Raw genomic sequence first — 22,851 nt, 5'->3', positions numbered from 1 at the left:
CAAAAAAAGAGCGGCCTCAACCGCTCTTTTTTTTATTGCTATCAATCTGAAAACTTCCTGTACACCAGCTGCAAAAACTCCCTTACTGCATCAGAGTCCGTTTCCCAGCTTAATTCGGATACAAAGCGGGAATTGATCAATTCAACAGCTCCTTCGAAATTTTTACATTCATCGATGGATTTCAGTGCGTGACGAAGCAAATCTGCGTTCCCGTCAAAAAGCTCCTTGGTAAACATAAACCGTTGGTTCAGTGCAAGGCTCTCGGAAAGCTCTCCGATGATTCCTTTCATTCCCCGATACGATTCCGTCGCAAATTGAGCCTTCAGTTTGGCAGGATTCAACTGAACTCCTGCACTAGAAGCTGTATTTTTCATAACCGGCGGAGCCTCTACCAAGGGTTTTGCAACTACAACGGGCTCAATCACAGGTGCCGGAGCAGCCTGGACAAGTTGCACCTCCTCCACTTCCTCAAAGAAAGAAGATTGCGGATCTTCTATTTTCAGCTCTTCAGTCTCTTGCTTAGCAGATACAGGAACGTCAACCAGATAATGATCCAAGTCAAAAACTTTGACATCGCCCAAGGTGGCCAAGAGTAAATTCACAGACTCAAGGGAATCCTTAATGACCTGATAATTCGCACCAATTGCTCTGAGATAAGCTTCCGAATCATGCCCAAATCCCGTCTTGTCGATCAGAAAGGTCACGACCTTGTCATGCCACTTGTAATACTTTTTATTCTCTTTCAGGTACTCGTTGATTTTCCCCTGAGGAGCTTTACTGATTTCTTTTTGATAAAATCCAACCGGATCAGTTGCCACTTGAATGGCCAGGGAAACTGCCTCTTTGACCAATGGTTGCAGATTTGTGCGCTCCACTTTGATCCTTCGGGAAAGCACATTCATAAACTGTGTCAGCGCCTCATGTACTGCGATGTCACGGTAGTCGAAGTAAGGGCTACTTTTCAGTTTGGTCAATTCCTCCTGCCATAACTCAAACAATCGCTTGATGACAAAAAAATTGACCTGGGTACTACCCGTCAATTGAATGATATCCTGTCCGGTGATAAATTGCCTGTTGGAGAAAAATCGCTCGCAAACCAACTGTGCATACTCACGGGAATAATTTTCTAAATAATTGCTGTTAATTTGAACTGTCATGAGTGGGTCTTGTTTTCAAAAGCAAACGTGCAAATGCCCCGAATAGTCATTCAAAACCTGGAAAATCTTACCATTAATTCGGAACTCACTGATCGTAAAGTTATCGAATTAATTCATGAAAACGGCACAGATTGGATGCATGCTTGCGGGAAAAAAGGCCGTTGCACCACCTGCAAGATGATCGTTTTGGAAGGAATGGAAAATCTCAGCGATCCCACCGAGAGGGAGATTGTATACCGAAATCAAAACCGACTGAAATCAAACGAACGGCTTGCCTGCCAAGCTACAATCCAATCCGGCGAACTGATCATCCGGGTAGCAGAAATCAACAAATTCCCCCATATCGTCTATACTGAATAGAAATGTTTGTAGAACCCTCCCTGAACAGCCGCCGACAATCCGAACGGAAAGGACAGATCGAAGTCATCTGCGGCTCGATGTTTTCCGGGAAAACAGAAGAATTGATCCGTCGGCTAAATCGAGCTCGGTTGGCCAAATTAAAAGTTGAAATTTTCAAACCATCCGTAGATAGACGATATCACGAATCGGACGTTGTCTCCCATAACGAAAACAGCATTCGCTCCACTCCAGTCAACTTTGCCGGAGATATACTCCTGCTAAGCGGGGATTGTGATGTAGTCGGAATCGACGAAACCCAGTTTTTCGATGAGGAAATCGTCAGGATTGTCCAGATACTTGCCAATCAGGGAAAGCGCGTAATTCTGGCTGGATTGGATATGGATTTCGAAGGGAAACCTTTTGAACCTATGCCACGCTTGATGGCCATAGCGGAATACGTGACCAAAGTCCATGCAATCTGTATGAAGTGTGGGGATCTGGCTGCTTTTTCCCATCGCCTGACCGAGGCAAAAGAAAAAGTGGTTTTGGGAGAAAAGGAAAGCTACGAGGCACGTTGCCGCAAATGCTTTTTTGAGGATAAGAAGTAGTAATGCGGGGTGATGTTTTCGTCATTGCGAAGCGCGGTTTTAACCTCCAAAGTCAGAAGAGATTGCAAATGCACTGAAGCAATCCCTTAAAATGGAATACTACCCCATTAATAATTTATCTTTTCATAGCAACTTCCAAATTCAAAAAGATTGCTTCGGTCGTACCTCCCTCGCAATGACGAATCTCAAATCTCCAATACGATGATCCGAAAAACTTCCGGTTTGGTGCTAAGTTCGATCCGATACAAGGACACCAGCATCATTGTGAAGATTTTCACCCGGGAGCTCGGCCTGAAATCCTACCTCATCAATGGAGTAAGAAGTATGGGAAAGGGATCCAAAATGGCACTTTATCAACCCCTTACTTTGCTCGATATGGTCGTTTATGACAAGGAAAATTCCGGACTGCAGCGGATTTCCGAAGCCAAACTGCAGAGGGCCCATCAGCGCATTCCCTTTGAATTTTCCCGGACCAGCATCGCGCTCTTTATGACTGAGATTATTAACCGGAGCATTTATGAAAACTATCAAAATGAATTGCTCTTCGATTTCCTCTCTGAAAGCGTCGTCACACTGGACCAATCCGAAACCACCCTTTCCCACTTTCCGCTTGTTTTCCTGATGGAAAAAGCAAAGTACTTGGGATTTGCACCGGAAGAAGCCGAAGGATTTATTCTGGAATCAAAAAATCAACCTTTTAGTAGGGAAGAACTTAGCCTAACCCTAGAATACCTGAGAATCCTGCTGGAAGAAAGATATGAATGCAGGGAAAAAATCCCTGTAAGCTTGAGAAGAAAACTCCTTGATCATCTCCTGAACTTCTATGCCGAGCACATGGATAACCCCAATCCGTTGAAATCTCTGGCCGTGATCCGCCAGCTCATGGAGTGAAGAAGCTGACTTTCAAAAAGCTGGGCTGAAAACAAAAAATTTGTTTAATCCAAAAGCATCGTTTAATATTGTGCAATCACCGTGTATGAGCAAGTCAGCCCACTTTGACTTGAGCTTTTCCTGCAGACCTTTTTTGCTCAGAAAATCATCCACGATTCCAAAAACCGCATTTTACAATATCTTATTTATTTCATACCCTCTTTATGTATAACATAGAAGAACTCCGAATCAGGCTTTTATCTGAACTGAAGGAGATTGCTGAGGAGCTAGGAGTGAAAAACTTCAAAGGACTCAAAAAGGACGAATTGGTTTACGCCATCCTTGACCAGCAAGCCATCACCCCAGAGCAAGCCCTTCCCAAGAAAAAGCCTTCCATCGTGGAAATCCAAGCCACTGAGGTAGAAAAACCCGCCGAATCCCCCGCATCAAGCACTCCCGCACCAGAAGATCAGGCCGAATACAAGCCTAAGTTCAGAAGACAAAACGTCACTGAAATCCCAACCGCACCAGAATCTGAAAGTCCCGCTCCAATCAGCGCTGCCCCAACAGAAACAGCTCCGGAGCCAAAACCCGCAAAAGCGGAATGGAAACAAAAACGGGAGGAAAAACCAAGGGAAGAGAGACCAAAGGAGGAAAGACCTAAGTTTGAAAAGCGGGAACCAAGACCCGTTCAGCAACGAAAAGAGGTTCAACCCGAACGAAAAGAAGCTCAGCCGGAACGTGCTGAAACTCCAGCAGGCGAAGAACCAAAATCATTTAGACCACGCCGAAGAGTTTTTGAAGAAGTGGATGTCACCGCCAATGTAACGGCCGAAACCCCTGAAGGCACTGTCTCCTCGGTACCAATGGACGCTGCTTCCCCTAGACCTGAAGTTGAAATCGAACTTCCAAAGCGCAAAAACTTCAAATCTCCGGATGAGGTAATGGCCCCGGCAGCGGAGACCATCCACAATCCAAACCGCAAAAAACCTTTCGTAAGCCCAAGAGAATTTGACGGGGTGATCGAAAACGAGGGCGTGCTGGAAATCATGCAGGAAGGCTACGGTTTCCTTCGCTCACTCGACTACAACTACCTAGCCTCCCCGGACGATATCTATGTGTCTCCAAGTCAGATCAAACTTTTTGGTCTAAAAACAGGAGATCACATCAAAGGATCTATCCGTCCACCGAAAGAAGGGGAGAAATATTTTGCCCTACTGAAAATTGGAACTGTAAACGGAAAGACCACAGACGAAATCCGTGACCGGGTTCCTTTCGAATACCTGACTCCACTTTTCCCGGAGGAAAGATTGAACCTTTCAACAACTCACGACCGGTACTCCACCCGTATTCTGGATCTTTTTGCTCCAATCGGTAAAGGGCAGCGTGGAATGATCGTTGCTCAGCCAAAGACCGGTAAAACTGTCCTTTTGCAGCAGATTGCAAATGCGATCACCAAAAATCACCCGGAAGTTCATTTGATGATTCTTTTGATCGATGAAAGACCGGAAGAAGTAACAGACATGGCCCGTTCGGTCAATGCCGAGGTTATTTCCTCCACATTTGATGAGCAGGCAGAGCGTCACGTGAAAGTAGCCAATATCGTACTGGAAAAAGCGAAGCGAATGGTGGAAGTAGGTCACGATGTCGTGATCCTGCTTGACTCCATCACCCGTCTGGCCCGAGCACACAATACCGTGGTGCCAAGTTCCGGTAAGATCCTCTCTGGTGGGGTGGATGCCAACGCACTTCACAAGCCGAAGCGCTTCTTTGGTGCTGCCCGAAATGTGGAAAACGGAGGATCATTGACGATCATCGCCACTGCATTGGTAGAAACAGGCTCCAAAATGGATGAGGTAATCTTCGAAGAATTCAAAGGTACAGGTAACATGGAACTTGCCTTGGACAGAAAACTTGCCAACCGAAGAATCTACCCTGCCATCGATGTGCTGGGTTCTGGAACCCGTCGCGAGGACTTATTGATGGACAAGGAAGAAATGCAGCGTGTTTGGATTCTGAGAAAACTGATGAGCGACATGAACTCACAGGAATCCATGGAATTCCTCCTCAACCGTATGAAAGGAACCCGCGACAATGCGGAATTTCTGATCAGTATGAACGGGTAAATAAACTCCTCTTCGGAATAAAAATGATACCCCGGCCGGATTTGGTCGGGGTTATTTTTTTGGGTTATGATCACTTGGATGGGAAACCCGGTCTTTCAGACCTCTGTTCTTCCTACAATGTGACCTTTTCCCGGGGCTCTCGCCCCGGGTTGGTATAAGACAGGCTTTCAGCCTTTGGATTTCGATATAAGACTAGAGATTACTATTCCCGTGACAGAACTTCGAGAATGCAAATCCCCAAGAGCTGAAAAGCTGACCCAGCCGCATATCCTTCTGAAAATCGCAAGGAATCCAGCTGGTTTTTTAGAAGGTTTCTTTAGGCTTACTTTAAATTATTTTTAAGGTTAATACAGCTTTATTTATAAAAAAACCATATTGAACAGTAGTGTAGTTTCCATAAAATGAGAGACTTACACTTGGAATTACACACCTTTTTATCTAGTTTAAACTTATTGTTTGGCTGTTAACTTTTTATTTTATGGCAAAACTTCCCAACACCAGTCTCATACTACCGAAAGGCAAAATCGGCAATTTGGTATTTTATACACTGAACGGGCAAACGGTGGTTCGAAAAAGACCTTCGGAAAACAAAAAAAACAAAGAGCACCCCAGTCCCCTTCAACTAATCCAACGGGAAAAACTTCAAACCATCAATTCTTTTCTAAGGCCCATCAAACAGGTCTTGGATTTTGGGTATCAGGAAGTCATTACCCAAAGCAAAAAGGGAATCCATTGGGCCTATTCCGAACTGAACACCAAAGGCTATAATCATACCCGGGAACCAAAAATTGATCCTGCATTTCTCAGGATAAGCAAGGGGAATTTACTGGGGCCATTGGCTGCCGAACTCCACCGGATAGGCAACCGAATCCAAATCACCTGGGAGGATAATTCAAGGGAGGGAAAGGCAAGGGCTGAAGATGAATCGTTTATCCTTCTTTATTCGGTTGAAAATCAGCAATACATCTGGATGAAGAAAAAATTCCAAAGGAAATCAGGATTGGCAGAACTGGATTTGAATTCCGAACAAGCGCAACGGAACTGGCATGTCTACCTGGCATTCAGTCAAATCAACCTAAAGAAAAAAAGCTATCAACTTTCAGATTCTGTGTATTTGGGGAAAGTTTGAACGCGCTTTACCCGGAGAATTTGTGACAGACTTGAAATAGTTGAAAGGTGATTTTCAGTAATCGCTTGCCCAGTGATTTATTGAATGATGAGGTATGATGTTGGACTAAGTGGTATCCAATTGCCTGAATTTTAGAATTAACAGGTGAAATAAGGTGTAATGATGATTTCCCTCGCTCCATCCAGGCCAAAAGGCTGTGACGAGTATCCACCACATTCGGAGTCCTAAATGCTCTCCTGAAAAGAATTTCGGATAACCCTCCGGGTTAGGATAAAAACGATTCACCTTGTTAATCCGCTACGAAATCCTACTTCGTAAGTCTTCAAAAAATAGGATTCTGTTTTCAATCCACTTTAGGACCAACTAGCCACCAAATTGGAAGCAATAAGGTATATGCCAGCCTGATTTTCTCTTGAGGAAAAAATTATGGAAAATTCAAACCAGTACTTGATACTAAGCCAATAACCCTCCAATTCGAAAGTAAACAAGGAATAAGGAATTTTTACCCAGTATTAAATTTGTTTTATAAATATCATACATTATTTTCGAAGGCTTTTTTCGCATGTTAAACAAATAATATTTGTTTCAAGTGAATTAAATGCAACTCATTTACAAAAAAACGCAGTTGAAAAAATCCAGATAAAAACCCTAAAACCAAAGAAACTGAATCACCCGACCAATTCAATCCTTGGATTTATTTCCACTTCTTTTCCGGACGTGGGGGCTTAACAAGTATAAATTATTCAAAGCGAAAATAATGTTAGTCAAAATGCATTTTTATTCGTTTGAAATTTATATATTCTCTATATTTGTGCTCAAATCCAGGCCATTAATTACCTAAATACCTGTGAAAATTTTTACCAAATTGTTTCAGTTTATTTTTAAAGTTTCCCCAATGCTATTGGGGTTGGGGTTGGTTTTGGGTTTTCAGTCAAATGTTTTAGGTCAATCACAGACTTATAATTCTAGCGGCACATTCACGGTTCCCCATAAAATCACTTCAGTACAGGTTCAAATATGGGGAGCAGGCGGAGGAGGAGGTTTTGTAGATTCTAATAGAGGCGGTGGCGGCGGTGGCGGCGGAGCATACTTGCAGGTAAATTCATTTCCGGTATCTCCGGGAACAATTTCAGTTACTGTTGGTGCAGGAGGTAATGGTCAATCCCTGACCTTCACTGGGGTTGGGACCGGAGGAAATTCATCTTTTGGAGCACTTAGTGCCAACGGAGGAACAGGAGCTAATGGACTGAATGGTGGAACAGGTGGAGCTGCCGCCGCTTCAGGTGATATACGCACTGCTGGATTCTCCGGAATATCCGCATCTAACAGCGGAAATTCAGCAGGTGGTAATGGAGGAAATGGCGCAAATTCCACTGGTACTGGTGGAGCAGGTGGACCTACCTCTTCCGGAGTTGGACAACCTGGTACTCAGCCAGGCGGAGGTGGAGGTGGAGAAGGAGCAAATGGTGCCAATGGAGGGAGAGGTGGTGATGGACGAGTGATTGTTTCTTGGACTTGTTCAAATACCTTGACTTCTGGTGTAGGAACTAATAATCAGACAATCTGTCAAGGAACAGGAATTAGCAACATAACCTATGTTATTGCGGGTGCAACTGGTGCAACAGTTACCGGATTACCAGCGGGAGTAACTGCAAACTATGTCGATGGAGATTTAACCATCAGTGGAAACCCTGCTACACCTGGTACTTACAATTATTCCATTACCCCAACCGGAAGTTGTACCTCATCAACCGCTACAGGAACTATTACAGTTACTGCAAATAAAGCAGTCTCAGCTGCATCTTCTGTTCCTACCCTGTGTATTAATACGCCTCTTTCCGCAATAACCCATACAACGACTTCAATATCTGGGATTGGAGTGGGTCCGACTGGACTTCCTCCTGGAGTGACAGTAGGGCTTAGCGGCAATACCCTTACAATAAGCGGTACACCTACCGCCTCTGGTACTTTTAACTATTCGATCCCTTTGACTGGAGCCACTTGCGGACCGGATGTTTCAGCAACCGGAACCATTATTGTAAACCCCGATAAAACGGTAGGCGGTGCTTCCTCCTCACCTACACTCTGTATCAATAGCCCGCTTACGGCAATTACACATTCCACGACAAATGCCACGGGAATTGGTGTTCCCACAGGGCTGCCCTCTGGTGTCACTGCTTCTTTCAATCTGGCTACCCAAACCATCACAATATCCGGAACTCCTACAGTATCTGGTCCATTTAATTATTCCATTCCAGTCCTTGGATGTGGACCAGCTGTTTCTGCAACCGGAACAATTACTGTGACTCCAGATAAGGCAGTATCGGTAGCCTCTTCTGCTCCTACCCTGTGTATTAATACGCCTCTTTCCGCAATAACCCATACAACGACTTCAATATCTGGGATTGGAGTGGGTCCGACTGGACTTCCTCCTGGAGTGACAGTAGGGCTTAGCGGCAATACCCTTACAATAAGCGGTACACCTACCGCCTCTGGTACTTTTAACTATTCGATCCCTTTGACTGGAGCCACTTGCGGACCGGATGTTTCAGCAACCGGAACCATTATTGTAAACCCCGATAAAACGGTAGGCGGTGCTTCCTCCTCACCTACACTCTGTATCAATAGCCCGCTTACGGCAATTACACATTCCACGACAAATGCCACGGGAATTGGTGTTCCCACAGGGCTGCCCTCTGGTGTCACTGCTTCTTTCAATCTGGCTACCCAAACCATCACAATATCCGGAACTCCTACAGTATCTGGTCCATTTAATTATTCCATTCCAGTCCTTGGATGTGGACCAGCTGTTTCTGCAACCGGAACAATTACTGTAAATCCTAACAATACAGTCTCTGCCCCTTCTGCCAATCCAACGGTTTGTGTCAACGCGGCGATTACACCGATTACCCATACCACCACGGGCACTACAGGAATTGGGGCAGCTACCGGGTTACCCACAGGGCTAAGTGCAAGTTGGGCAAGCAATACCATCACTATCAGCGGTACACCAACCCAAACCGGAACATTCAATTACACTATTCCTTTGACTGGGGGATGCGGCACAGTCAATGCAACCGGAACAATCACCGTTCATGCACAGGCGGCTATCATTTCTCCAAGTTTGGGGGCTCAGGTCCGTTGTATCAATACCGCATTTGCACCGATTTCGGTTGGAACGGGCTTTGGTCTAACCTATCAATGGTATAGTAACACAACCGCCTCCAACTCTGGTGGTGCTTTGATTGGAAGTGCTACTTCTAATACCTTTACACCACCATCCAATGTGGCGGGTACCACATACTACTACGTAGTGGTGACTTCAGCCACTTGCGGTACTACAGCCACAAGTGCTCCTTCTGGCGCCTTCGTAGTTAATCCTCTCCCTGTTGTCACGTTTTCATCGCAGCCAGCGGTAGGGGATTACTGTGTGGATACGGACCTCACCTACACCACTCAGTCTGGTCAGTCCAATTACATTTGGTCTATTCCCGGCACAGCAGGAACAGAATACACTATTATCTCTGGAGGAACATCGACCAGCAACACGGTGGTAATCCGATGGCTCACAGCAGGGCCCAAGTCAATTTCAGTAAACTATACCGATACTAATGGATGTGGAACCCCAACGGCTGCTATCTCCAACAGTATCACTGTAAGAAAAAACACGGTAACTGCATCATCTGATCCCCATCCAAGTTCCTGCTTTATTAATCGAACGATCACCCCGTTCACACATACGACGACATTAGCTAACGGTATAGGTACTCCTGTAGGCCTTCCTACAGGGATTTCAGCAAGTTTTAGTGGCAATACAATTACTATCAGCGGTACAGTTGATGGTTCGGTTTTACCAGGAGTTTACCCTTACACTATTCCTTTGACTGGAGGCTGTGGTACTGTTTCTGCTTCGGGATTTATTGATGTACAGCCGGAATATGCCTTAACCAAAATCACTTCAGTTTCCCCTTCAAATACAGGAGGAAACGCAACGATCACGTTAACTGGAAACCCTTCCCTTTTTGCCGACGGTCCTTATGTGGTAAATTATCAAATGGGGTTAGCGAACCCATTATCCGCTACAAATACAACAGTAAATTTTGTAAATGGGGTTGGTCAATTCTTTTCTTCGACTATCAATAATGAAAGCTTGACCTCATTAACGGTTAATTCGATTAGGAAAGTAACCGATGATTGTCCGGTAGATTTAACAGTAAACAACATTACCTTCTTCGGGATTCAGCCAAAAATTTATAATACAAATGGCACTTTCTTCGTGCCCGCTGGCATCTACCAAATCACAGTAAAAGTTTATGGTGGAGGAGGTGGAGGAGGAAGTGGATCTCACGGTGCCGGAGGTGGTGGAGGTGGATACTCTGAAAGAACTATAAATGTGGTCCCTGGAGAACCAATAGCCATTTTTGTTGGGAATGGCGGAAACGGACAAACAGGAACCACTGCTGCACAAACTGGTCAGCCCAGTTATGTAACCAGAGATTCCAACCACCCTAATCCTGTCGCTTCAAGCCTAGCATATGCGTATGGAGGAATTGGTGCGACCGGAGGAACTCCAGGGCTAGGTGGAGTAGGACAAACTACCAATGGTAATCCGGGCAATAATCCAACAGGATCAGCCGGTGGGCAAGGTGGTAAAGGCGGAGGAGTAGACGGAGGAGTTGGTGGAGCTGGTGGAGTCAGTGGAAATGTAGCAGCTAGAAGAGGGAAAGCAGGCTTACCTTTTGGAGGTGGTGGCGGAGGTTCTCACTCAAATGCAGATGGAGGTAATGGTGCTGGAGGTTATGTTATTATAACCTATCCCCTACCTCCGGTTGATTCCTGCTTTGTTGTTATTGATGATGGTTCCATATCCGGGTTTACGGTTATTGAATATCTCTGTGACGATGTATGGGAAGCTCCTGAGGGACTTAGTGAATTCACCGTGTACGTTGGTAGCGGCGGAGGTGGAGGCGGAGGCGGAGAAGGCTCCGGTGGTGGTGGATCAGGATCCTTAATTGTTCAAACAATCAATAGTCCATTTCCAGGATTCCCAGCAGGAACTACTTATACAATCGGAGTCGGTCAGGGAGGAGCAGGAGCCCCAGGAATCGATCAGCCAGGTTCAGCAGGGGAACCATCCACATTTAGTGGCACTGGTGTAAATATAAATGTTCCAGGAGGTGGTGGAGGTGGATCCAGTCAACAAAACCCAGGAGGGGACGGTGCGTCCGGTGGTGGAGGTGGTGCAAGTCCTGCCCCTGATAAATCATTTGGTGTTGGAGGAAGCGTTATTCCAATCACCTACACTGGCCCTAGCGTGATAGTATATCAAGGAAATGTAGGGGGATTGGGAGATTACAGTGAACCCCAAAACTCAGTTGCAGGTGGCGGAGGTGGAGGGTTAGTTCCATGGGGAAGTGGCAACGATGGGCAAAATGGTAAGGCGGCTGGAAATGGCCAAGGTGAAGGCGGAAGAGGAGGAGATGGTATTGCTCTTATTCTTGGTGATTCGGTAAGATATTATGGAGGTGGAGGTGGAGGAATTGGAGAATTCTTTAATGGTACAGAAAAAATAGGAGAAGGTGGAATAGCTGTTGATCCAAATACAGGAGTAAGTGTAAAATTAGGAGGAGACGGTAATTTAAATATTTTAAATACTACCGGACTTGGGCTCCCAGGAAGAGATAAAACCGGTTCTGGAGGAGGAGCAGGCTATAATGGTGGAGGAAAAGGTGGCAACGGAGTAGTTTACATTGTTTATTTCAATGTAAGAATCCTTGGCGTTGAACTTCAGGAATTCACCGCCAACTACAGCTCTGATAACCGAACAGGTAAATTGAAATGGTCAACTGCCAAAGAACGTGGCAACTCCCACTTCGAAATCGAAAGGGCCGTTGGCGATACAAAAACCTGGACTAAAATCGGGGAAGTTGCTGGCAAGGGGTATTCTGATTCGCCAGTGGAATACAGCTTTGATGACTTGGAGCTTCCAGCAGGGGGTGGAAATATCTTCTACAGGCTGAAGCAGGTAAGCTTGAATGGTCAGTATGAATACAGTGTCACCCGGGCGATTCAGGTCCATCCTGTGGACGGAAGCTCGACTTGGGTTGTCTATCCAAATCCAAGCAGCTCAGGTTCAAATGTGAAAGTGGAGCTTCTCCAAAAGTCCAGCTATCGCGAGGAACCGGTACAAGTGATGATCTCGGATATTCGAGGAATCGCAGAGATTTATTCCGGAGCGAAACCCGAAGAAGTTAGCAATCTGGTCAATAACTACTTGGAAAAAGCCAGACCGGGAGTCTACATCCTTCAGTTGGTCTGGGGAGACCGAACCGAACAGCACAAACTTCTAAGAAGGTAAATGAGCCACCGAAGACTAAAAAAGCCACCTCACTTAGGTGGCTTTTTCGTTTTAAAACGCTGGTATTGAATTTAAAAACATGAGCATCTCTGCTGAATTATGGCAGATTGGGTTTTGGAAAGTTAGTCATTCCCCTCCTCTTCCCTCCTCTTGGGAACTTTGGCTTTTCCCAATCCTACGGTTCCTTTGAGGCCGCTTAGCGTCGCTTTTATCCACGCATTGAAAACAAACTTCTGCTTATTCCGCTCCAAGTAAATCGGCCGGCTGATTATTTTGGAAGACGAGCCACGGGGATTTGAATTTTTTGCCACGAGGTTGGCTCCAAAGGTGAAGATTTTCAGTTTGCCTAGGCCTCTTTCCAAGGTCAGCGAATCCAAAAACCGGATCTTGAGGTCCGTATATCCAAATTTCATCTCGCCTATCGCTTCATCTTCTGTCAGCGAAAATTCCCAATTCCCATCCGTGACCGTACCATCCACCGCCTCCACAAATAGCGTTTTCGACAAAAAATCATTGGCTTCCGCAAAAGCAAAAGTATCCATACTGACTTGTACATCCATGGGGTACTTTTCCCGGAAGTACATCAGAGCCTCCAGATTGACTTTGGAGGTTCCCATGATATGGGTCTCTATTCCCAATCGAACGGTGTCCGTGGGATAAACACCTCCGGGTTTTCTCAGGTGATAAGGAGCCATGTCCAGATTAATCTGATCAAGAGAAATCATACCCGGCGCCAAACCTTTGGGAGCAAATTCAAAATATCTTACCTCCCCATCACGAATTTTTAATGAAATCAAATCAAGATCGATTCCGGCATTTTCCATCAAATATTGAGGCATTTGCTTTCGGACCAAAGAATCTGCAGGAAGGCGCTTGTCCCTGAACAAATCAACTTTGGGAGATTGAACGATTAATTCATCCGCTTTGATGAGATTCTTCTCCAAATAAACCTGTGGATCAATGTTTGTGAGCTGGACGGCATCCACTTTAGCCGTTATTGCATCAGCCTGAAATGGCAGTTTTCTAAGCAAACTGTAATTCCCATTGGCTGGCCTGTACGAAATGTTTTCCAATACCAAGTTATTGTTCTTGAAGTCAACACTTCCGATGTTGACTTTGTATAGGCTGTCAGGGGTAAGAAGCGCGTAATCTTTGATTCCGAATTCAAGCTTTTTCTTTACCAATTCATCCAAATCAATGATTTGAGTTTTGTCCAGCAGATTCACATCCAAGTCTGTCGCGCCAAATTTGATTCCTTGGAAATCCAGTCTTGGGATCGGCCCCTCTCCTTTTCGATGCATGGTCAGGGCTCCATTTTCAATGAAAACATCCCGAAGTAAAATGTCCTGAATCAAGGAAGTCTTGGATTCGGACTTGGCTTGTTTAGGCTCCTTTTCCACCTTGGCCGAGTCCAAAAAAACATTGATCTTGGGATTAACCATCCGGATTTCCCTGAGATCCAACTGCCCGGTATCCTGAATATTTGCAAGCTTGTTGTTTTTCAGGATCAACTGATCAATTTTCGCATCGATCACGGGGTTTCCGGGCTTGCCGAAATGGTCTTTGGGCGTCAGCGAAAAGTCAGTGAACAGGATTTGATCCTTCAGATTTCCTATGGAAACTTTGGAGAATTGAAGCGTGTGAACACTGTCCGGCAGGGCAAAGGTGAAATCCTTCAGATTCAGATCAACCTCGGCATATAATTCCCCCACATCCTTGGTCGCTCCGATCAACGAGTCCAGTTTGAATTCTCGGACGGTCAGGTCAAAGTCCGTTTCGATGGATTTCAGGGAAGTCTCATCCACCTGATAATTGAGGGCGAGTTTGGAATTTTTGGTCTCAATGGTTCCAATTAGCAGCTCCTCAAGAGATTTCTTCCGGGTATTCTTTGGTTTGGTCGTCTTTGGCTTAGCCTCGATCTTCCGGTCAATCGCCACTTCTATCACTCCCCGGTCGAATTCGAGTTTGTCAAGGACAAGTTTATTTTCGAAGAAAAACTCCTCGATGTTCACTCCTTTAAAATTCACCTTGGGGAACTGCAAACCCAAATTTATCCTTCCCGGAAAATTCTCATTGGGCACTAGCTCAAGGTTGTCGATCACGATCGTTTTTCCAAGGGAATTGTAGCGTAACTTGTCAGTTGTCACTTCATATTTCCCTCCTGCCAAGCTGAAGGAATAATTGTTGAAGACTAGATCAATCTCATCCGAAAAAAGGGTTTTCCCTTCCTGATCAGGCGCTTCTTGGTCCAGTACAAAGTTTTTTAACTTGAGTGAAAAATTATCCTCCGAAAAACTGGACCGCTTGTTTTCTATCAAACTTTGGTATCGAACCTGGGCATTGCTGAGATTGACCGAATCGACAGCTATGGCCTTAAAATATCCCAAAAGGAGGTTTTTTACTTCATCGGAGGATTCAGGAGACTCTTTCGATTTTGCTTTTTCCCGGTAACTGGAAATAGAAAAAACCGGTCCGGGAAGGGAAATTTGCCTTACGAAAAGTTTTTCTTCATAAAGTGCTGCCATAATATCAATCCCTTCCGCACGAAAAACAGGCACTGAAAAATCCATGGCTGCAGTCTTTCCATAGGCGTCCAGGGAAGCTTGTATTTGGGCTTTATTTTCAGGCCTAATGGTAAGGTTTTTCAATTCCAGCAATTGATTCTTGGAATCTACAGTCAGTTGATCAGCCAGAATTGTATGCAGGTTATCCTTTAGTTTTAGGCGATAATTGTCCAAGGAAATGTAAATCTCTTCAACAGTTAACTTTTCGGTAACTGACAATTCAGGCGCGGCAAACAATTTCATGCCTCCCAGACGGAAACTGAATTTTTCAAAGCCGATATCATTGCTCCGTTGGCCCCTTTCATCTTTGAATTGGATCATCCCTTCCTGAACCTCAAAATTTCGGATTTCCACCTGGTTCATGAAGCTTCCGATGATTTCATTGACAGGCACCTGATTGGTTTTTTCAGCAGTGGATTTAATCAGGTTGGTAAATTCAACCTGCGGCTTATAGATAATCAATTCGTCAGCACGAAGGATCCCCTCGTTATACAATAAGTTGAGATCGGCATCCGAAAGCTCAAATTCCGGCAAGTTCAGTTTGATCAGCTTTTCCGGATTTTGCGAAATCTGGGCTTCAGGCCTTGGGTGAATGCTCAAATTCCGGACGATCAATTCATCTTTGAAGGAAGACACACTGACTTCTTCTCCTTCGATCAGGTGAATCTGATCTCCCAAGTAAATCCGACTTCCCTTGATGTCAATAGCGGCATCCTGCCCATAAAAAAACTGGTTTATTTTCTTGAGCGAATCATCACCCAGGTAGAATTCGACCATTTTGAAATCCATTTCATCCAGCTCGATCCGGTTCTTAAGTGTGTCCTGAAGTTCGGATTTCACAAATTTTGCCCGGTTGATTGAAAGTTCTTTAATCGCTACCGACTTCAGATTCCCTTTGATAAAATCATTGAGGTTCCCTGAAGCTGCACTGTCAGACTTGACCTTTGGATTACTGGCCACATTGAGGTCAGGGGCATCGAGTATCAACTCGTCGACTTCCAAAACCGATGTCATAAAAGCCTTGTTAAGGTCTACATTTCCAATTCGGAGTTCCTCGAGTCCGACTTTGTAATACGCTTTACTTTCCTTGGTTTTGTCGGGAGTCAGTTTGAAATTCTGGATATCGATCAGATTGTCCAGCGAGGATATAAAAACTCGGTCTGCCAAAAGGGTATGAACACCGTCCGGTAGGGGGAATGTGGCTTTTTCGAGTTCAAATTCAAATCCTTCCGCATTGAAAGGCGTTTTCCATTCTTCTTTGGTGGTAAAATCCATATTCCGAACCAACAAAGAGGTATTGTCTGCCTCAAGTGCATTTTGACTCAGGAAGTTGAAAAAGAAGAAGTTGGCATGATCAATTTCCACCTCTTTGATAAGCAGTCCGGTGAGATTGATCCGTTGAACCGTTTTCTTGATTTCGTCTTCAAGTGCTTTGACAGGTGAAACTTTGTCGCCTTTTTTTCCTGATTTGGAAGATTTGGAAGTTCCTCCAACCTGAGGTTTTGGAGGCAAATCCATCTTAACATTCGGATTGTCGATGTAGATTTTACCAATGGTAAATTTCCTGTCAAAGAAGTTGTACCACAGTCCCCTAAAGGCAATCTGATCCAAAGTGATGTCAAAAAGGGCCTGTCCCTCTTTTCTACTTTCAGGATGGATTGGCTTCATCACTATCCCATCCATAAAAAAACCTCTTCTCAGGAGAGAAAAACTAAACCGGTTAAAATCTATCTCATAGATGTTACCGGTAGCTTCATTGATTTTTCGTTGGGCAAATTTTGAAAGGAAAATATTGGAACCGAAGTAGACGATGAATTCCAAAAAAAGTAAGGACAGAAGGCCGATCATTCCCCAGCGGAGAAATTTCTTCCGAATTGGATGGGCAGAATGTTTCTCCCGTTTCCCCGACACCATAAAAGCCAATTATCAATTTATTACTGAAAATATAGCATAAAAAACGCCCAAAAACACCAAAAGCAATGCCTTGCATTGCTTTCGTGTAAGTGCTGTAGGAGAAGGATTCGAACCTCCACGGAGCAGTTAGGCAGTAGTCCGGTTTGAATTACGCTTTATTCTGGTCTCCCCACCCCCGAGACAGGAGGGCTTGTCTGCCAATTTCAACATCCTACAGTATGTGGTTTTTTAAACTGGGGAGAAAGACTTGAATCTACACTTTTGCAGATTATCGGCTAACTCCCTGATAATCAAAAAGCTCTTGACGAGCTTTCGTAATCGATTGAATAGGTTTGAGAACTTTGTGCCTCAAAATTAGAAATACCATTGGTTTATTAAAATTTTGGCAAGTTTTATTTTTATTTTTTACATTATTTTTAATAAAAATATACTTTTACAACATTTTTGAAAATGAATCTCTAAAAAATCGCTCTTTTATTAGAGAATTGTTAAGCTTCTATAGATTTGGCCTTTTGACTAATCTAATTTGGTATAAACAATTAATTACCAAATAATATTTGATTTATTAAAAATTGGGCAATAAAAAAACCATGAAATAAAATTCCATGGTTTTAGTCAATTAACAATAAACCCAAAATAACCTGCTGTAGGAGAAGGATTCGAACCTCCACGGAGTAGTTAGGCAAAATTACGAGCTCGCTAATTGCTTTATCCTAGAATCTCCACCCCCGAGACAGGAGGGCTTGTCTGCCAGTTTCAACATCCTACATTGTGTGAAGAGATCTTTTATCTCTTTTGATGTTTCAAATATAGCAGATCAAATCTCTATTTTGCAAATAATTCAAATATTTGACTGAATTTTTACAGTATTTTTAAGGAAATCGATTGAATTATGACGATTAATTAATTTAAGATGGATTTGGATTAGCTATTTTGACGATTTGATAAAATATGAGATATATTTTATCATTTAATCAGATTTTCGATTATTTAATTACGAATTCAACACCATTTTTGATTTTTACTTGCTTTTTTCGCAATTTAATTATTCGAAATTGACATAATTCTCCCATTTCTCAAGCACTGCCTGGAAATCTTGCGGAAGCGGCGCTTCGAAGTACAGCTTTTCTTTGGTGATCGGATGAATAAATCCCAGACTCATCGCATGCAAGGCTTGCCTGGGCATCAGATCAAAACAGTTTTGCACAAAGGTCTTATACTTGGCAAACTGAGTTCCCTTACGAATTTTGTCTCCTCCGTACATCGAGTCATTAAAAAGCGGATGGCCAATATATTTCATGTGGGCTCGAATCTGATGGGTTCGTCCTGTTTCGAGATTACATTGAATCAAAGACACATAGCGAAGCCTCTTTATGACTTTCCAATGAGTTACCGCATGTTTTCCCTGACTTCCATCCGGGTAAACGTCCATTACCTTTCGATCCTTGGCACTTCTTCCAACATGTCCTCGGATGGTTCCTGAATCTGCCTCGGGCTCTCCCCAAACCAAGGCAAGGTAGGTTCGGTCTATGGTATGATGGAAAAACTGGGCGGCCAATGGAGTCATCGCATCTTCGGATTTTGCAATTACCAATAATCCGGAAGTGTCCTTATCAATTCGATGTACCAATCCGGGCCTACCTTCATTTCCTTTCATTTCCGGCAAATGCTGAAAGTGATAAACCAATGCGTTTGCCAAGGTTCCATTCCAGTTGCCGTGAGCAGGATGGACCACCATTCCCGGAGGTTTATTGACCAATAAAAGGTACTTATCCTCATAAATGATATCCAATGGAATATCCTCCGGCACGACCTCTGTATCCCGCCGCGGTTTATCCATGAAGACCTGAATGTCATCCAACGGTTTGATCTTATAGTTAGCCTTGACAGGCTTTCCATTCACTAATACCGTTTCATTTTCAATGGCTTGCTGAACTTTATTCCGGGTGACGTGGGCAATTTTTTCGGTTAAAAATTTATCAATTCGTACCAGGGACTGGCCTTTATCCACCAAAATGCGGTGGCGTTCGAACAATTCTAACTCGTCCTCTTCAAACTCTTCTTCGGGCTGTTGGATCATGGCGCAAAAATAGGAGGATGTAGCTTAACTTTGGCAAAAGTCCCCGAATGCTTCAGCCTCAACCTGTTCCGGTTCAAGATCTTCTTCACCCAATTTTTGAAGAAAAAGGCATTCAACTGTCCATTCTAAGACTGGATTTGGTCCATCCGGAAGTATCGGGAAACAAGTTTTTCAAACTCAAACACAACCTGGCCGAAGCAAAAAAACAAGGCAAAAGAACGCTCCTGACTTTTGGAGGGGCATTTTCCAATCACATCTATGCAACTGCTTCGGCAGCCCAGTCGGCAGGATTTCGAAGTATCGGAGTCATTCGGGGAGAAGATGCCGATGAGTATAACCCCACCATGCTCCATGCAAAAGAAATGGGCATGGAATTGAATTTTATCGATCGGGAAACCTATCGGCAGAAAAACACTCCTGAATTTCTGGAAAAACTTAAAATCCAATTCGGGGATTTTTACCTGATTCCGGAGGGAGGAACCAACGAGTTAGCAGTCCGGGGAACTGAAGAAATCCTCGAGAAATCCCATTTTACATTCACTGATATCTGCGTTTCCATTGGTACCGGTGGGACGTTTGCAGGATTGGCATCCTCCATTCAGGAGCATCAGCGTTTAGTAGGATTTTCCTCATTGAAGGGGGAATTTATCATTCAGGAAATGGAAAAAATGCTGACTGGTTTCGGGATTCAATCTCGGGGAAAATTGGAGATCAACACCGATTTTCATTTTGGAGGGTATGGGAAGTTCAAACCGGAATTAATTGATTTTATGATTTGGTTCCACCGGGAATTTAAGATTCCACTTGATCCTGTCTACACCGGAAAAATGGCTTTTGGTGTTTGGAATTTGATCGGGGAAAATCATTTCCTCCCAGGCTCAAAGATCCTGATGATTCACACAGGGGGATTACAGGGAAACTTAGGGTTCAAAGAAAAAACGGGAATTAAACTTCCTACTCTTTGAGGGTAAAATAATCCTCGGATTCCTGAGGATGAATTTGCAGAACATTGGCCGAAACGAGCTTGACCAAGGTCTTGGATGCCAAGAATCTAGGAATCTGAGCTAATCGGGCAAATTCCTTCAGTGTGATTTTTCCGCTTTCACCCAAGGCCTTCATAAGCACTTCCTCTTTTCTGCCATAAGAAAAGACAGTGTCTTTTGGGACTCTGCTTTTTTTCAGAACCTCCCACACTTCCCGACTCGCCTGAACACTGCGGTCTCCTACCCGGATGTAGGCCTGCTTTTTATCTTTCTCTTTTAAAAAATGCGGGCGATCAGGACTATGAGGAATTCGAAATACAGCAACACCTTTTTTCTCCGAAAGCTTTACGGTAAAAACTTCATAGTGTAGAGCAGGAAAAATCAGTTCCCGGATGGCTTTGTCCATCACAAAAATTTCCTCCTCGATAAATCGCTGTCCACTGACTGTGCCGTCATCATCCACCCCAATGAGCAAATTTCCTCCTTCAGTATTTGCCAAGGCAATGACCTCCCGGACAATTTTCTCCGGAAAAGCTGCCTTCTTTTTAAATTCGATGGTTAGCCCTTCGCCATTTGCAGCCAAGGTCTTCACTTCCTGAAGGGTCATTGATTCGAATTTTAGTAAACTGATTTACTTGCCGGGGCCCCTATTGAGCTCCTCCAATCTGGCTTTTTGGGATTGCCACTCGTCTCTCAATCGTGCAGCTTCCATAAAGTTAAGCTCTTTGGCAGCTTTTTCCATTTGCTTCTGCGTCTGCTGAATCAGCTTTTCCAACTTGTCCTTGCTGAGGTATTGCACCACCGGATCAGCAGCAATCTGCCCCTCACCCGGCATTGGTTCTGCATAAACTTTGGCGTTTTTCTTCGAATCGGCCACCTTAGTCTGCCCCATGATTTTGTCCCTTGACTTGATCACAGTGGTTGGGGTGATTCCATGCTTCTCGTTGTATTCAATCTGTAGAGCCCGTCTGCGTCTGGTCTCATCGATGGCCGCCTGCATGGAATCGGTGATTTTGTCCGCATACATGATTACACGGCCTTCCGAGTTACGGGCTGCACGTCCGATCGTTTGCACAAGGGATCGTTCATTCCTAAGAAACCCCTCTTTGTCCGCATCCAATATCGCAACCAGGGAAACTTCCGGTAGATCCAATCCTTCTCTAAGCAAGTTTACTCCAACCAGCACATCAAATACCCCAAGTCTCAACTCACGCAAAATCTCCACCCGATCGAGAGTTTTGACCTCTGAGTGAATGTATCGGGACTTGACCCCGGCACGTTCAAGGAATTTTTGAAGCTCTTCCGCCATCCGCTTTGTCAGCGTAGTGACCAAGACTCGGGCGTCAGTTTTTATGGTCTGATCAATTTCTTCCAACAGATCGTCAATCTGATTTTGACTGGGCCTTACTTCAATGGTTGGATCCAAAAGCCCCGTAGGCCTGATGATTTGCTCCACCACTACCCCTTCGGTCAGCGAAAGTTCATAATCCGCAGGAGTAGCCGAGACATAAATCACCTGACTCGTCATCTGCTCAAACTCCTCAAACTTCAGGGGACGATTGTCCAATGCAGAAGGCAGGCGGAAACCGTAATCCACCAAATTGACCTTTCGGGATCGGTCGCCACCCCACATGGCACGAATCTGAGGCACTGTCACGTGGCTCTCATCGATCACCAACAGGTAATCATCCGGAAAATAATCCAAGAGGCAGAAAGGTCTCATGCCTGGCTTCCTGCGGTCAAAGTATCGGGAGTAATTTTCGACCCCGGAGCAATACCCGAGTTCACGGATCATCTCCAGGTCAAACTCAGTTCGCTCCTGAAGACGCTTGGCTTCGAGGTATTTACCTTCCTTTTCGAAGAAATTAACCTGAGCCACCATGTCATCCTGGATTTCATGGATTGCTGTATCGATAATATCCCTACCGGTTACGAAAAGGTTAGCCGGGAAAATGGAAATGATTTTTTCATCGGCAAGCTTCTTTCCGGTGGATGGTTCGACCCGCTGAATGGCTTCGATTTCGTCCCCCCAGAAGAAAATCCGATAGGCAAAATCCGCGTAGGCCACAAAAATGTCGACGGTGTCACCTTTCACCCGAAAGGTACCATGAGTCAGATCCTGCTGTGTCCGGCTGTATAGAATATCGACCAGTTTAAATAGCAACTGATTGCGGGGAATACGGTCACCTTCCTGAAGACGGACTACGTTTTTTGCAAACTCCTCCGGATTTCCAATACCATAAATGCAGGAAACTGAAGCCACCACGATCACATCGCGCCTGCCTGTGAGAAGAGAAGATGTGGCACTGAGACGCAACTTTTCGATTTCCTCATTGATGCTCAGGTCCTTTTCGATGTAGGTTCCCGAACTGGGAATAAAGGCCTCAGGCTGATAATAATCGTAATAGGAAATGAAATACTCAACGGCATTTTCAGGGAAAAACTGCTTGAATTCCCCGTAAAGTTGGGCAGCCAGGGTTTTGTTGTGACTTAGAACCAAGGTAGGTCGTTGAGTCTCCTGAATTAGATTGGCAATAGTAAAGGTCTTTCCCGAACCGGTCACCCCAAGCAGAACTTGAGCAGGTTCGCCTGCATTCACCCCTTTAGTCAGTTCTTTGATGGCTTGAGGCTGGTCCCCGGTGGGCTGATAGTCTGAGGTAAGTTTGAAATTCATGCGATGCTATTCCTAACCCAACATCAAAAGCCGGGGAAAAGGTTTTTAA

Annotated in this window: 12 protein-coding genes; 7 read left to right on the top strand and 5 right to left on the bottom strand. The window is 44.5% G+C overall.

The annotated features are described in order from the left end of the window. Positions 1-41 precede the first annotated feature (41 nt). Entirely contained in the window at positions 42-1,157 is a 1,116-nt protein-coding gene (locus D0X99_RS07295) for a hypothetical protein (RefSeq protein ID WP_119477026.1), read from the bottom strand. Positions 1,158-1,190: 33 nt separating this feature from the next. Between D0X99_RS07295 and D0X99_RS07290 the strand changes: the two genes are divergently transcribed. The 6 genes from D0X99_RS07290 to D0X99_RS20685 all read left to right on the top strand — a co-directional run bounded on the left by D0X99_RS07290 (position 1,191) and on the right by D0X99_RS20685 (position 12,587). Further along, on the top strand, positions 1,191-1,517 hold the full coding sequence (locus D0X99_RS07290) for a 2Fe-2S iron-sulfur cluster-binding protein (RefSeq protein WP_119477025.1): 327 nt from the start codon (positions 1,191-1,193) through the stop codon (positions 1,515-1,517). A gap of 2 nt (positions 1,518-1,519) precedes the next feature. After that, the gene (locus D0X99_RS07285; protein ID WP_119477024.1) at positions 1,520-2,104 is read left to right on the top strand and encodes a thymidine kinase; all 585 of its coding nucleotides are present in this window, start codon (positions 1,520-1,522) and stop codon (positions 2,102-2,104) included. Positions 2,105-2,305: 201 nt separating this feature from the next. Continuing rightward, entirely contained in the window at positions 2,306-2,995 is a 690-nt protein-coding gene (recO, locus tag D0X99_RS07280) for a DNA repair protein RecO (protein WP_119477324.1), read from the top strand. A gap of 203 nt (positions 2,996-3,198) precedes the next feature. Beyond that, a complete protein-coding gene (gene rho / locus D0X99_RS07275) occupies positions 3,199-5,100 on the top strand; it encodes a transcription termination factor Rho (RefSeq protein ID WP_119477023.1) in 1,902 nt (633 codons plus the stop codon). A 478-nt stretch (positions 5,101-5,578) separates the two neighbouring features. Beyond that, the gene (locus D0X99_RS07270) at positions 5,579-6,229 is read left to right on the top strand and encodes a DUF6266 family protein (RefSeq protein WP_119477022.1); all 651 of its coding nucleotides are present in this window, start codon (positions 5,579-5,581) and stop codon (positions 6,227-6,229) included. 865 nt (positions 6,230-7,094) lie between these two features. Then, positions 7,095-12,587, top strand: a complete 5,493-nt coding sequence (locus D0X99_RS20685; RefSeq protein ID WP_158587686.1) for a beta strand repeat-containing protein — start codon at positions 7,095-7,097, stop codon at positions 12,585-12,587. 122 nt (positions 12,588-12,709) lie between these two features. Here D0X99_RS20685 and D0X99_RS07260 read toward each other — a convergent pair whose 3' ends face one another. Both D0X99_RS07260 and D0X99_RS07255 read right to left on the bottom strand, forming a co-directional pair. After that, positions 12,710-16,999 carry a hypothetical protein gene (locus D0X99_RS07260; protein ID WP_147392203.1) on the bottom strand — a complete coding sequence of 1,430 codons (4,290 nt, stop codon included), beginning with the start codon at positions 16,997-16,999 and terminating at the stop codon, positions 12,710-12,712. Positions 17,000-18,110: 1,111 nt separating this feature from the next. Beyond that, the gene (locus D0X99_RS07255; protein ID WP_119477019.1) at positions 18,111-19,145 is read right to left on the bottom strand and encodes an RluA family pseudouridine synthase; all 1,035 of its coding nucleotides are present in this window, start codon (positions 19,143-19,145) and stop codon (positions 18,111-18,113) included. A 47-nt stretch (positions 19,146-19,192) separates the two neighbouring features. Between D0X99_RS07255 and D0X99_RS07250 the strand changes: the two genes are divergently transcribed. Continuing rightward, a complete protein-coding gene (locus D0X99_RS07250; RefSeq protein WP_119477018.1) occupies positions 19,193-20,110 on the top strand; it encodes a 1-aminocyclopropane-1-carboxylate deaminase/D-cysteine desulfhydrase in 918 nt (305 codons plus the stop codon). On the opposite strand, the gene D0X99_RS07245 is transcribed toward D0X99_RS07250, so the two are convergent. Together D0X99_RS07245 and uvrB are read right to left on the bottom strand one after the other, a co-directional pair. Next, positions 20,100-20,735, bottom strand: a complete 636-nt coding sequence (locus tag D0X99_RS07245) for an AlbA family DNA-binding domain-containing protein (RefSeq protein WP_119477017.1) — start codon at positions 20,733-20,735, stop codon at positions 20,100-20,102. The genes D0X99_RS07250 and D0X99_RS07245 overlap by 11 nt on opposite strands. Before the next feature lie 24 nt (positions 20,736-20,759). After that, positions 20,760-22,802 (bottom strand): excinuclease ABC subunit UvrB, encoded by a 2,043-nt coding sequence (gene uvrB / locus D0X99_RS07240; RefSeq protein WP_119477016.1) that lies wholly within the window; start codon positions 22,800-22,802, stop codon positions 20,760-20,762. Between the last annotated feature and the right edge of the window lie 49 nt (positions 22,803-22,851).

Source organism: Algoriphagus lacus (assembly GCF_003583985.1).
GTDB classification, from domain to species: domain Bacteria; phylum Bacteroidota; class Bacteroidia; order Cytophagales; family Cyclobacteriaceae; genus Algoriphagus; species Algoriphagus lacus.
The sequence above is the reverse complement of the archived record's forward strand: the minus strand, read 5'-3'. Positions and strand labels throughout refer to the sequence as shown.